The organism is Shewanella halotolerans, from assembly GCF_019457535.1.
In the GTDB taxonomy this organism is placed as follows: domain Bacteria; phylum Pseudomonadota; class Gammaproteobacteria; order Enterobacterales; family Shewanellaceae; genus Shewanella; species Shewanella halotolerans.
The window spans coordinates 947518-961094 of record NZ_CP080417.1 but is presented as its reverse complement, the minus strand read 5'-3'; the positions used below and the strand labels follow the sequence as shown (position 1 = coordinate 961094).

Annotated in this window: 10 protein-coding genes and 1 other RNA gene; 4 read left to right on the top strand and 7 right to left on the bottom strand. The window is 50.2% G+C overall.

Features of this window, described 5'->3' with window-relative positions; all coding sequences use genetic code 11:
- Nucleotides 1-213: 213 nt before the first annotated feature.
- Complete coding sequence (locus K0H81_RS04285) at nt 214-1080, top strand: helix-turn-helix transcriptional regulator (protein ID WP_041412632.1); 867 nt, start codon at nt 214-216, stop codon at nt 1078-1080.
- A gap of 311 nt (nt 1081-1391) precedes the next feature.
- Here K0H81_RS04285 and K0H81_RS04280 read toward each other — a convergent pair whose 3' ends face one another.
- Nucleotides 1392-3062, bottom strand: a complete 1671-nt coding sequence (locus K0H81_RS04280) for an ATP-dependent nuclease (protein ID WP_220060019.1) — start codon at nt 3060-3062, stop codon at nt 1392-1394.
- 398 nt (nt 3063-3460) lie between these two features.
- On the opposite strand from K0H81_RS04280, the gene K0H81_RS04275 reads away from it, so the two are divergent.
- Nucleotides 3461-3838 carry a hypothetical protein gene (locus tag K0H81_RS04275; RefSeq protein ID WP_220060018.1) on the top strand — a complete coding sequence of 126 codons (378 nt, stop codon included), beginning with the start codon at nt 3461-3463 and terminating at the stop codon, nt 3836-3838.
- 216 nt (nt 3839-4054) lie between these two features.
- Here the strand turns inward: K0H81_RS04275 and gcvP are convergent, their stop codons facing one another.
- The 6 genes from gcvP to K0H81_RS04245 form a co-directional block, all read right to left on the bottom strand.
- The gene (gene gcvP, locus K0H81_RS04270) at nt 4055-6943 is read right to left on the bottom strand and encodes an aminomethyl-transferring glycine dehydrogenase (protein ID WP_220060017.1); all 2889 of its coding nucleotides are present in this window, start codon (nt 6941-6943) and stop codon (nt 4055-4057) included.
- Nucleotides 6944-7111: 168 nt separating this feature from the next.
- Nucleotides 7112-7501, bottom strand: coding sequence for a glycine cleavage system protein GcvH (gcvH, locus tag K0H81_RS04265; protein ID WP_011866859.1), 390 nt, complete (start codon nt 7499-7501; stop codon nt 7112-7114).
- Nucleotides 7502-7694: 193 nt separating this feature from the next.
- Entirely contained in the window at nt 7695-8789 is a 1095-nt protein-coding gene (gcvT, locus tag K0H81_RS04260) for a glycine cleavage system aminomethyltransferase GcvT (protein ID WP_011866860.1), read from the bottom strand.
- Nucleotides 8790-9265: 476 nt separating this feature from the next.
- Nucleotides 9266-10474 (bottom strand): FAD-dependent oxidoreductase, encoded by a 1209-nt coding sequence (locus tag K0H81_RS04255; protein ID WP_220060016.1) that lies wholly within the window; start codon nt 10472-10474, stop codon nt 9266-9268.
- 11 nt (nt 10475-10485) lie between these two features.
- On the bottom strand, nt 10486-11727 hold the full coding sequence (gene ubiH, locus K0H81_RS04250; RefSeq protein WP_220060015.1) for a 2-octaprenyl-6-methoxyphenyl hydroxylase: 1242 nt from the start codon (nt 11725-11727) through the stop codon (nt 10486-10488).
- Nucleotides 11728-11787: 60 nt separating this feature from the next.
- A complete protein-coding gene (locus K0H81_RS04245; protein WP_144201968.1) occupies nt 11788-12360 on the bottom strand; it encodes a UPF0149 family protein in 573 nt (190 codons plus the stop codon).
- Nucleotides 12361-12643: 283 nt separating this feature from the next.
- On the opposite strand from K0H81_RS04245, the gene K0H81_RS04240 reads away from it, so the two are divergent.
- On the top strand, nt 12644-12952 hold the full coding sequence (locus K0H81_RS04240) for a cell division protein ZapA (protein ID WP_011866864.1): 309 nt from the start codon (nt 12644-12646) through the stop codon (nt 12950-12952).
- A gap of 77 nt (nt 12953-13029) precedes the next feature.
- A non-coding RNA gene (ssrS, locus tag K0H81_RS04235) (6S RNA) lies at nt 13030-13210 on the top strand.
- Nucleotides 13211-13577 lie beyond the last annotated feature (367 nt).

Sequence of the window (13577 nt, the reverse complement as noted above, 5' to 3'; positions counted from 1 at the left end):
GGTTTAAAAGAGCTGATAGTCTTTCTGTTTGGAACATAGGAAACTGCGCAAGCTCCTCGTTTTAGATCACTATTTTTACCATGTTTCTCGAATACTAATTTTTCTATCGCAAATTTAGTAAGTTGAGTTTGGTAAGTGGTATACCCAATATACTTGTGGTTTTTATTGATGTATAGTCTGTATACATTAACATGTAGCAAAAACAGGCATTACATGGTTACCGCTGACGTTAAATGGGAGCAGCTTCTTAGATTTCGACTCATTGAAATCGTTGCCCTTTGGGAAGGCAGGCTCACAACCAATCATCTTTGCAATTCATTCAACATCGGACGGCAGCAAGCATCGAGAGACATTGCTAACTATCAGAAGCTTTTCGAAATACCTCCGCTTGTTCATGACCGGGGGATTAAAGGGTATAGACCCACTAATGACTTTAAACCACGTTTTACGCAGGGAACGCCAAACGAGTACCTGTCTCTATTAAACAAATACACTAACGAAAATATTGATGGTTTTGACCTTCAAGGGCTGGGGCAAGCAAACTCGATCGTGCTCAGTGTACCTGACCGCCATGTTGCACCAATTATCGTTAGGCGTTTGCTTCAAGCAGCAAGAGAGCAGCGATGTGTTGATGTTGACTATGTTTCGTTAGAGCACCCTTCTGAGCGAGGAAGAAACATTGCACCGCACACCCTTGTTTTCGATGGTTTTAGATGGCACGTACGAGCTTACTGTGAAGAGAAGAAGGGATTTCGAGACTTTGTTCTAAGCCGATTCAGGAATGAACCTGAAATCCTCGATAAGTCTTCTTTGACCAAAGAAGATGATGACGATTGGAACATCGAAGAAACCTTCGAAATCACAACGAACCCCTTTCTTACTCAAGAACAGCAACTGGTTGTAAAAGCAGACTATGGGATGCTTGAAGCACAGTTTTTCGTATCTTGCAGAAGAGCTTTGATTAAGTATTACGTAAAACGCCTAAACATATGCCTTGACACAAAAAAGCTGAAATCTTCACCTCAAGCTAACCAGCTCACGGTCGCTCAGCCACATAGTTTAAAAAGGTGGATCTTGTGATTCATAACTCCACTACGGCTTGTGAAAACAAACTGAGTAAAAAAGCGGGGAGGGTGAATTGATCCTAGTTTGTCGGAGGCCCGATAACTGGAAGCCACAAATAATACTAAACTTGCTCCAGCTACGGCAGTAACAGTTTGCCGAACCGAAATGTAACCACCACATTGGTAAAAACCAAGAAATACGACGCAGGTCAAAGTTACAATCACTGAAATTATCGCGATTAGCTTCAATGTGGTTCTCATGGAGCCTTAACGCCCGCGTAATTGGCGCGAGCTTGCGAGCGTCCTAATTGGCGCGTTTGTTAGTTTCTATTTCGGGATTCCCTTTCTTCTTGGATCAAAGAACCAGCTCGAAATACTATCAATGAAACCCCATACATCACCATCGGTAGGCTTCAAGTAATCCGCTGAACTCGGGTCTTCACCCATTTTTTCAAAAATTTCCACAAGCCAACTAGGGCCATGGCCTGATGCATCTAGTTCTTTAAGCCAAGACTCTAGTTCACCATTAGGGACAACAAACAGACCGTAGTCTGAAAGCTTGGTAAAAAAGTTTTGGAGAGCTTCTTGGTCTCCTTCAGCAAGCACTTGAATCCCTCCATCGCGCTTCATGTTTTTCCCTGCTTCTTCAAATTTTCGCTTTAGTGCCAATCGCAACGAGGCTAATGGTTCTCTTTCTAATTCAGGGATTGAACCACTGTCAAGAAAGCTGGACCAAACTGCCCCTCCGTCTTTCAAAACATCTATATCTACAATCCCCGCCACAGGTATTCCTAATTCTCGCAGTGGCTTAATAATAGTTTTAACTGTTTGTTTATTCTGAGCATGAAGAAATAAACAGTTTGGTATTCCACGACCATCTGAATGCTTTAAAAGCCGGTCGTTAATCTCCTGATAAAAAGCTCTATCAGCATCAGACTCTGTTACTATTACAAATTCGTAAAACAAACCACTTAAAACACCCGTGGAGCGAAGAAGCGGATTTCTCATTAACTTCAGAATATCCTCATTAGGAAGCACGCGCGCAGTAGCAACTTCATTCCTGTAAGTTAACCTAACAATATTTACTGGTGCACCTGACTGAATACAGCCCATAACGAAATTGGGGCTATGAGTAGCTACGAAAAGCCGCTTATCAGAATCAGACATGATTCCTGAGACTTCCTTGCCCAGCTTGAATGACAGTGACGGGTGAAGGAATGCTTCTGGCTCATCCATAAGTAATACAGAAGGGTCACCTGCTATCATTTCAGTCACCATGCCTGTAAAGGCTTTTACGCCATCACTTGCTTGAGCAATTGGCATCGCATTAGCATGAAATTCTACTGCTTCAGCATGAATACCTCGTTCCTGCATATCATCTTGCGGCGGTACTTTTGACAACCTAAGGTTTAATTGACCTAAATTCGTTGGATCAATAACCAAGTATTGGCCGAAAGCCTCATGAATAATTCTTCGAACTTCTTTTCTTTTAGCATCATCACGAAAAAGAACCTGAAAGCTCGTGTGTGCAGGATTTTGTAAGTTGCCAGCAGCTTGTTGGTTGACAAGATTTATTCTGTTGTTACCATTCAATATTAATGTGTTGTATGCCAAATACCACTGACAAGTATGTATTGGTTGTGCGTTTGGGGTTTTCAGAGCTTGCTTAAAAGCTGTCTGGTTCACTTGGTGCCTTGTCGGCCCTTTGCCGACAAATATGTGATCTGGGTGCAGAGCCTCTCCGGGGTTTGGCTTAAGCGTTACGCCCTCTATCTTTTTATCCAGTATTTCTTCAGGGACGGGTGATAGCTCAATAGACTCTATGAGCAGATTATTAGCATTGCGGTTTCCGCTTGCGCAAAACTGCTGGATCTCAGTAAGAATTTTGCTCTTTCCCGAATTGTTTGGGCCAACAAATACCGTGATTGGCATTGCCTTGATGGATTCAGGGGCTAATCCTTCTGCTCTGCCAAACTTCAATTTTACATCTTTAATCATTTATTGATTCCATGTCATTCGGCAACTAACAGCATATTAGTGAGACCTTGCAAGGTACGCTACCTTGTAAGGTAGAAGACCAAGCATATATAAACACACTAGTAAGACTCAAAAAATTATCGTAAATCATACAGTAATGTAAATACTGCTACAGCACAATATGGTAAGCCTCTAGAACAGTAGACACTTGTAGCATTACTAAAATCAGGTCAACGGTTCAATACCAAGCTGAGCTAGCTTGGTCATGCGAAACAAAGAAAGGGGCAAAGCTGTGCCAGCAATTTTCCCCTGGCATGCACGTGGACATAAATTTTCTAGCCTGAATCGTGCTATGTGGTCCTCCCACATTTCAGTCAACAGCAGCATTTTGACCGGTGGTGTTTCATTGGTAAACTAAAGTGACTGTTCGTACTACTGAGTTAGGCCTCGTCATGCGGTATTTTAGTAAGCGCTACAAAAAGAAGATCAACTCACTACTCCACTTAGCAAAAATAAACGACCTACCACTTAGTGTTGTTCTTGATGCTTTGAAAGGCCGCTCCGATATAAAACAAGATAAGCGTAATAAACGGCACAATGGTGAGTGTATTGTTTGGAATGAGGTAGATATCCGGCATTCTACCGTAGCTTTTCCCTTAGAAACCTTAAATGGTAAACGCCTAAACTCCCTGGCCGCATGTTTTACATTAGAGCAGTTTCATGTTTTGGAAGAGCACTATGGCCAATGTCCTAAGAATATAGCAACAAAAGTTATTGATGTACTTTCTACAAAGTGATGTAACGTATGACTGAGGTGGATTAATCAAATATGCTGAATACCGAAAAACACGTCCCTTTGAATAAGAATGTAAAAACAAAAAAGCGAACCAGAGATGGTTCGCTTTTTCATTGTACTGAACTCTAAATTTAACTATCAGTTGCAAACTTTATTTGAGTTGCAAACTTAATTCCGATAGTTGCATTCTTTATTCGAGAACTACACCAAGCAGCAATTATTTGTAATCGTCAATCGGTGCACACGAGCACATTAGATTACGGTCACCATACACGTCATCAATACGATTCACAGTCGGCCAGAACTTGTTAGCCTTAACCGCAGCCGTTGGGAACACGGCCGTTTCACGGCTGTATGGACGTGAGTCGAACTCGCTGTCCATGATATCGGCCATGGTGTGCGGTGCGTTGTGCAGCGGGTTGTTATCCGCTGGCCACTCACCGGCTTCAACCTTGGCGATCTCGCCGCGAATCGCAACCATGGCTTCGATGAAGCGATCCAGCTCGGCCTTAGACTCAGACTCTGTCGGCTCGATCATCAGGGTACCGGCAACCGGGAAGCTCATGGTCGGTGCGTGGAAACCGTAGTCGTTCAGACGCTTAGCAATATCCATCTCGGTAACGCCAGAGGCTTCTTTAAGCGGACGCAGGTCGATGATGCACTCGTGCGCTACGCGGTCATTACGGCCTGTGTAGAGCACAGGGTAATGGGCAGACAGCTTCTTCATCACATAGTTAGCGTTTAGCAGTGCCATCTGAGTAGATTGTCTCAAGCCCTGGTAACCCAGTAGCTTGATGTACATCCAGGTGATAGGCAGGATGCTGGCGCTGCCGTATGGCGCTGCCGATACCGCACCATTGTTGTCTGACTCACGACCATGTTTAACCACGGCGTGACCGGCAACGAATGGCGCAAGGTGTGCTTTAACGCCGATAGGGCCCATACCTGGTCCGCCGCCGCCGTGTGGAATAGCGAAGGTTTTGTGCAGGTTAAGGTGCGACACGTCTGCGCCGATTGAGCCAGGTGAAGTCAGACCTACCTGAGCGTTCATGTTGGCGCCGTCCAGGTATACCTGACCGCCGTGCTGATGGATCACTTCGCAGATCTCGCTGATGGTCTCTTCGTACACACCGTGAGTCGATGGGTAGGTGACCATGATGCAAGAGAGGTTTTCGGCCACTTCGGCAGCCTTGGCCTTAAGATCTTCCATGTCCACGTTACCCTGCTTGTCACAGGCGGTAACCACAATCTTCATGCCAGCAAGCTGGGCAGAAGCCGGGTTAGTACCGTGGGCAGACTGAGGGATCAGACAGACGTTTCTGTGGCCTTCGCCGCGAGACTCGTGGTACTTCTTGATAGCCAGCAGGCCGGCGTATTCACCCGATGCACCCGAGTTAGGCTGCATGCACATGGCATCATAACCAGTGATGTCGACCAACCAATTTGACAGCTCTTCGATAAGCTCGGCATAACCCTGGGCTTGATCTTGCGGGCAGAAAGGATGCATGTTGCCAAATTCTGGCCAGCTCACCGGCATCATCTCGGTTGCCGCGTTCAGCTTCATGGTGCAAGAACCCAGTGAGATCATCGAGTGGTTCAGTGCTAAATCTTTGTTTTCCAGACGCTTGATGTAACGCATCATCTCAGTTTCGCTGTGATAGCGATTGAACGTTGGATGCTCAAGGATAGCGTCTTGACGTACCAGCTCGGCTGGAATTGAGTTGCTGCCATTAGCGATGATGTCGGCATCGATTGCTGCCACATCTAGGCCATGACCTTCGCCCAGAACGATATCAAACAGCTGCGCCACATCTTCACGAGTTGTAGTTTCAGCCATGGCGACACCTAGGATGCCGTCGCTGTCGATACGCAGGTTAACTTCACCGGCGATGGCGCGAGCCTGCACGGCGGCGCTGTCGGCAACCTTGAAGGAAACGGTATCGAACCAAGTATTGTTTACCAGCTCAACGCCTTTCGCTTTCAAGCCAGCGGCAAAGATATCGGCCAGACGGTGGATACGGTCGGCGATGATCTTCAGGCCTTGTGGGCCATGGAATACGGCGTAGAAAGAGGCCATGTTGGCTAGCAGCACCTGTGCGGTACAGATGTTTGAGTTAGCCTTTTCGCGGCGGATATGCTGCTCACGGGTCTGCATCGCCATACGCAGGGCACGGTTGCCACGGGTATCTTGAGACACACCGATAATACGGCCTGGCAGTGAACGCTTGTGTTGGTCGCGAGTCACGAAGAAGGCGGCGTGTGGACCACCAAAGCCCATTGGTACGCCGAAACGCTGGGCGCTACCGAAGACAACGTCGGCACCCATAGCACCAGGCGACTTGAGCGATACCAGCGACATGATGTCGGCGGCAACGGTCACGACGGCTTTCTTCTCTTGCAGCGCGGCAAACAGCTCGGTGAAGTCTGTGATTTGACCATAGTGGTTGGTGTATTGGAACAAGGCACCAAACAGCTCATAGTTAACCGCTTCGCTGGCTGGGCCAACCACGATTTCGAAACCGAAACATTCGGCGCGGGTCTTCACCACGTCGATAGTCTGTGGGAACACATCGTCGGCGATGAAGAAGATGTTGGCTTTCTTCGCCTTAGAGACACGCTTGGCCAGCGCCATGGCTTCGGCGGCTGCGGTGGCTTCGTCCAGCAAAGAGGCTGACGCCAGGTCAAGACCGGTAAGATCCATCGACAGCTGTTGGAAGTTAAGGATGGCTTCCAGACGGCCCTGGGCGATCTCAGGCTGGTATGGGGTATACGCCGTGTACCAACCTGGATTTTCGAATACGTTACGCTGAATCACGCTTGGCACGATAGTGCCGTAGTAACCCATGCCGATGTAGCTCTTGAACACCTTGTTCTTATCCGCGTACTTGCGAATTGAGGCAAGGCCTTCGGCTTCGCCACAGGCGCTGCCAACGGCAAGATCGCGTCCAAGACGAATCGACTCAGGGACTATCTGCTGTGTCAAATCTTCTAAAGATTCTGCACCAACGAAGTTCAGCATCTCTTGCTGATCTGCGCTGTCCGGGCCGATATGACGACGGATAAATAGTTCGTGCTGCTCTAACTGAGTGAGGGTTTCAGTGGTCATGATTAACCTAGTTCCATATTTGCCAGTATCCTAGCTGTAGGGGGCTGGTGTTACCGGTCTCGTTGTTTGATGTGGTTCTACTTCTCGTTATCGGCCTGCATATTGCCCGGGCTTATAACGAACGAAGCCCCATCTCTTTGCGATATGGGGCTTCGTAGGCATCGACAATTACTCTTCGTCGATAACCGCTTGATAGCCTTCGGCATCAAGCAAATTGTCTAGTTCGCTCAGGTCGCTTGGCATGATGCGGAAGAACCAGCCATCACCGTACGCGTCGCTGTTAACCAGCTCTGGAGAATCTTCTAGCGCTTCGTTAACCGCTACCACTTCACCTGAAACGGGTGCGTAGATGTCTGAAGCGGCTTTTACCGACTCGGCTACCGCGCAGTCATCACCGGCGCTAACGCTGTCGCCAACTTCTGGCAGCTCAACGAATACCATGTCGCCTAGCAATTCTTGGGCGTGCTCACTGATACCAACAGTGTATGAACCGTCTTCTTCTCTGCGGATCCATTCGTGTGAAGAAGCGTATTTCAATTCAGTCGGAATATTGCTCATTATTTTTGTTCCTTGTTCCGTAGTGCTAAATTTTAAAAACTAAGACTGTATAACCACTCAAGCGCCTGTCATTCGACTGGGTCAGCCGATATTTTAGCAGCTTTGGCCCGAGTTGCTTAAGTAGAGCAACCCGGCCCCGCTATTGCCCTTTTGGCAGCCTGACGGCTAAACAGGGATAACCCTTATCAAACAGTTAGAAAGCCTGCTTACCGTTGCGCACGAAGCTAGGTGCGATCACTTTAACAGGGACGCGCTTCTTACGCATCTCTACTTCTGCGACATCGCCAACAGAATTTGGCACGCGGGCCATGGCGATTGAGTAGCCTAAGGTCGGAGAGAAGGTGCCGCTGGTGATAGCGCCCTGCTGCTCTACGCCGTCTGCGTCGGTGAAGAAGACTGGCATGCCGGTGCGCAGTACGCCCTTGGCTTCCATCACCAGGCCAACTAGCTTATCTGTGCCGGCGGCTTTGATGGCGGCTAACGCTTCACGGCCGATGAAGTCACGGTCTTCTGGTTCCCAGGCGATGGTCCAGCCCATGTTGGCCGCTAGCGGGTTAACGCTCTCGTCCATATCTTGGCCGTACAGGTTCATGCCTGCTTCTAAACGTAGGGTGTCGCGGGCGCCCAGACCACATGGCTTAACGCCATTATCTAGCAGGGCTTGCCACAGGGCTTCGGCTTCTGCCTCGGGTACGATGATCTCGTAACCGGCTTCGCCTGTGTAACCTGTGGTTGCGATGAAGAGAGAGCCAGACTGCACACCGAAGAAAGGCTTCATGCCTTCAACCGCTGCGTTTTGCTCGTCGGTAAATACCGCCGCCGCTTTCGCCTTAGCGTTAGGACCTTGAACGGCGATCATCGCCAGCTCAGGACGCTCAGTGACAGTCACGTCATAGCCTTTAACTTGCTCGGTGATCCAGGCGAGATCTTTCTCGCGAGTAGCCGAGTTCACTACGATACGGTAATGGGTGTCGCTGAGATAATAGGTGATCAGGTCGTCGATAACGCCTGCATTGTGGTCTAACATGCCACCGTAGAGTGCCTTACCCGGCACCTTGAGTTTGGCGACGTCGTTGGCCAGTAGCTTACGAAGAAAATCACAGGCCTCAGCACCCGTAACATCAACTACTGTCATGTGAGACACGTCAAACATACCTGCGTCTTGACGCACAACATGGTGTTCTTCGATTTGAGAGCCGTAGTTTAGCGGCATGTCCCAACCGTGAAAATCGACCATTTTGGCGTTAGCTTCTAGGTGCTTGTTAAAGAGTACAGTTTTATTAGCCATTATTATCTCTTCTTTTTTTGCCCTTTTCGGGTCTTACCTGGCGGTGCCTCAGCGCTAGGGCATGATTGATGAAATGGGGCAAAGGCCGAAAGGGTCGGTCAAGCACTATCTTGTCATCAATAGGCGGTAGCGAAGCAGGCGGTCATGGTGAACCGTCTCGAACTGACACACCTAAACCTAGGGTACGTAGGGCCAGGATGTGATTGCAAAGATGAGTTTTTGCATCAATTGCGTCGAATAAGATGCATCAACAAATTCTGTTTTAAGATACGCGCTTGGTATCAAAATGCGGCGAAATTATACCTTGCGTCACAGTTTTGTATACAAGAGAATTTTCTAATCCGAACCATTTTTCCATTACTTTTTCTCATGTTTAAAATGTAGTTTTTTTACATGAGAATCCGTATATCAAATCAAATGATGTCAACCACTTGTATTTAAAAACAAAATGATAAGGTGCCGCATTTTTCCTGAGCTTATTTACACAACTCAGGCAAGCGGGTTTTGTTACCCATAGCCTGTTGCATAAACAGTGTTTTCACAGGAGAAAGGTTATCCACCAGGTTGAGACCCAGATCCCGCAGGGCTTTTTTCACCGGATTGCTACCTTCGAACAGCCGCTTGAAGCCCTCCATCGCCGCGATCATCTCCAGCGCGTCCGCCTTACGCCAACGCTCTAACGGACGTAGATTGGCATAATCGCCGAGATCCTTGCCCTTGGCCTTGAGTTCACTCAGGGTCTCGATAATCGCAGCGGCGTCTAAGAAGCCCAGGTTCACCCCCTGACCTGCCAGCGGATGAATGGTGTGGGCTGCATCCCCCGCAAGCACCAGTCGGTGGCGGGCAAAGTGACGGGCATAACGCATCCGCAGCGGGAAGGCCTGCGGCTCACTATCGAGCGTGCACATGCCCAGCTTACCGTCGAAGGCGGCGGTCAGGCTGCGTTCGAACTGCACCTTGTCGCCCTCCAGCAGCGACTGCGCCTTAGCCGGTGGTACCGACCAGACGATAGAGCAGAGATTTGGCTCAAACAGCGGCAGAAACGCCAGTGGGCCATCACTTAAGAACACCTGTCTGGCGGTGGCATTGTGGGGCAGCTCGGTGCGGATCGAGGCAACGATGGCATGATGGCCATAGTCCCAGAAGGTCATAGGGATCTTGCACTGCTCGCGCACCCAGGAGTTGGCACCATCGGCGCCAATCACCAGCGCCGCCGACAGGTTGTCGCCGTTATCCAGGGTCAGCCAGGCCTCACGCTCACCAAAGGCTATCTTCTCCAGGCGGTGATTTTCCAGGTGAGTAATCTCACTTAGCTCACCGGCACGGGTCGCCAAGGCATGGCTGATGTTGTCATTTTCTATGATGCTGCCCAAGGTCTGCTCGCTGATCGAATGGGCATCGAAACCTATCTTGCCCAAGCTATCCTTATCCCACACCGCCATCTTCTGATAGGGGCCGACGCGAGACTCGTCGATATAGGCCCAGGCACCCAAATGGGTAAGTAATCGCTGACTGGCCTTGTTGATGGCGCTGACTCTTAATCTGGCCTCACCGGATACCGCCTGGGTTTCGCCGGCATCGATCACCACGACTCTCAGCCCTTCCTGCCCCAAGCCGATGGCGGTTGCCAGCCCGACCATGCCTCCGCCGATGATAGCAACGTCATAGGTTTGTGTACTGAACATATAGCGATCCTTTATCCAAGTTGGCTGGCTGATTGAGGCGATTTCCACCCCATGGCTTTGCGGGCAATGGGCGTCTTGAGCGGCGGACACCAGGAGAGCAGACGCAGCCCCAGGTTACGACCAGCCACCAGGGGCCAGTGCTGATTGGAGAAGCCGCGCACTAAGAATTCGACATTGGTGATGGTGGTGTCACGGTCTTGCTGGCGACGGCTAAGGTATTCGTGGGTCAGCTTGGCGCCGCCGATATCCTCGCCCCGCTCTAGCGCCTCGTCGACCACCTCGAGCAGACAGACGAGATCCCTAAGCCCCAAGTTAAAGCCCTGGCCTGCGATGGGGTGCAGTGTCTGCGCCGCGTTACCAATAAATACGGTGCGCTGATAGATGGGGCGCGCCATGTAAGAGAGCTTAAGCGGATAGGCGTAACGCTCACCCACATCGATAAAACGCCCGGCGCGGTGGCCAAAGGCATCTTGCAGCGCATCTAAAAACGCAGGTTTCTCGGCGCCCAGCATCAGCTCGGCATGCTCTGGCGCCAGCGCCCATACCAGGGAGACTCTAGACTGCCCATCCACATTGGCCATGGGCAGAATCGCCAGCGGGCCGCTGTCGGTAAAGCGCTCATAGGCCCACTCTTGATGGGGCTTGTCGGTGAGCACGTTGGCCACCACGGCCACCTGCTCGAAATCCACCTGCTCCAGCGGCAGCTTAAAGTCCTGTCTGACCTTAGAATTTAGACCGTCGGCGGCCACCACCAGCTTGGCGCTGAGGGCAGTGCCATCGTCTAGCATCAATTGCTGGGCATCGACGTCGGCGACAATACTGGCCACCTTGGCGGGACAAAACAGGCTGACATCCTGTTGCTCCAGCAGGCTAAATAGCTTGGCGCCGACACGCTCAAGCTCCACCACCTGGCCCAGATAGGGCAGATGAAAATCTTTGGCGTTGAGTGTGGTCATGCCGAAATGGCCGCGATCCGAGACATGGATATTCTCGATGGCCGTGCCCAGATGGGCCAGCTTAGGCCAGATGCCGAGACGGGTCAGCTCGAAGATGGAGCCCTGGGCGATGGCGATGGAGCGGGCGTCGAATCCCGGATGGCCGCCGCCGGGACGGTTGGCCTCGATAAGGGCGATGCGCAGCACTTGCTGGCGTTTCTGTGCCAGGTTGGCCAGGCCCAAGGCCAGGGTGGCACCGGCCATGGCGCCGCCAACGATGGCGATATCAAACTGCTTAGGGTCAGACGAAGTGGTCATTCACTTTCTCTTTCTGTGGCAAGCAGTTAAATCTGCTCGCCCCGATAAATGCAGACAATATTAATGAATCATGGGGTCTTGATCTTTGATCTCACTCGGCTCGGGGCCGAATTCGGCGTAACAGAGTAGCGCCGCCATGCGAGCAAACTCCATCAGCTCTATGTAGGCCGCCTCGGACTCTTCATCTTCGGCCACATCGAACTCCACCTGAGCGATCTCGGCGAGATCTTTGATCACCTCTTTTACGTCGCTCGAGGCGCGATTGAGCTTTGGCTGCGCCATGGCGATGCCCGTCAGGAAGCTCTGCACCCAGAGAGATAGCGCCTCGACGCGCTTGCTCAGGGTCTCCTCCTCTTCCGGCGCCATAGGTGTGAAGCCGAAATCGGCGTCAGTGATGCGCGCCAGGGTGTCTTGGTAGAGCTCTTCCAGCAGCTGCACCAGAGAAGGCGGCGGCAACTGACCATCATTGATCAGCTCGAGCAGTGGCTTGATCCACTCGCTCTTGGCCTGACCCACGCCACCGCAGATAAGGCCCACCAGGGAACCATGGACTTCAACGGGATGTTGGGCGATATCGGCGGCATTGAGCTCGGCGAACAGAATTTCGATGCGTAAAGAGGGAGGGGTTGCCATAAGGTGTTCCAATCATAATTTCACTCTGGACATGCTAGCAGATCTGGCCTGCGCGACCAAGCCAAAAGCATTGCTCTACCACCAAGTTAGGCCTTGGATGACTATGGCGAGGCCCAGTAACTGCGCACAATTCATCCAGGGCAAAGCGGTCAGCGCTAAGCTATTGGTTATCTAAACAACATTTAATCTAACAAAGCGTTATTAAGGCCCCAGTGTTATTGCACTTTCCAGGGCAGCCCGATATAGTCCGCTCAACGACAGGATAAAAGGATCTACATCGCAAATGAGTAGCCATGCTATCGAAATTAGCTTATTGGGCCGCACCTACTCCATCGCTTGTCCGATAGGACAGGAAGATGCCTTGCGCCATGTGGCCAACAAGCTGGAAAAGCAGCTGAGTTCCCTGCGTGCTCGAACCAACAATCTTAGCCGGGAAGAAATTGCCATCATGGCGGCACTAAATATTGGCTATGAATTGTTGGAAGAACAGAAGAAGAATCAAGATTATATTAAGCAGATGGATGACAAGATCGGTCTGCTGCAATCGACCTTAGAGAGTGCGCTGGTTGAGCGTGCCACAAAAGACGATTAAACTGTAATTACGCGTGAGGCGAAGCGATTTATCACTAATATCGCCGCCCGACCGCTAAGGTCGATACGCAACAATTTTGCTCCCTGTGGTGTACGTGAGTCGGTTATGTCCCTGTGCCGATATTTACAAACTCAGGGTGAATGTTTTGATGACATTGCGCAAGCTCGGCGCGAACCGAGAAGCCTTAGGACTTGATCATTTACCCGCCTTGAACCTACGGTTCAAGGGCTACGCCGATAACGGCATCTTGGGGAGCAATTCAAATTCAAGCTTTAAGACCATTAAAGCTAATAAATAGCAAAGCCAGAAGGTCCACCATCTTCTGGCTTTTTTATATCCCAAGCAAACTGCCCGCCTCGAAGCCATTATGGGTTCAAGGGCTACACAGATAACGGCATCTTGGGGAGCAAGCTTTAAGACCATTAAAGCGAATAAATAGCAAAGCCAGAAGGTCCACCATCTTCTGGCCTTTTTTATATCCTCATCAAACTCGCGCCAGCTCGTTAGCTAAATTGCCGCGCAGTTGAAAGTGTAATGACAACAGAGATAGACTGCCCACATCAAAGCAAACTCGATAATACCAATCACGGTAAGTAAGTGATTAGAAGTAGCGCAGGAAAAACGG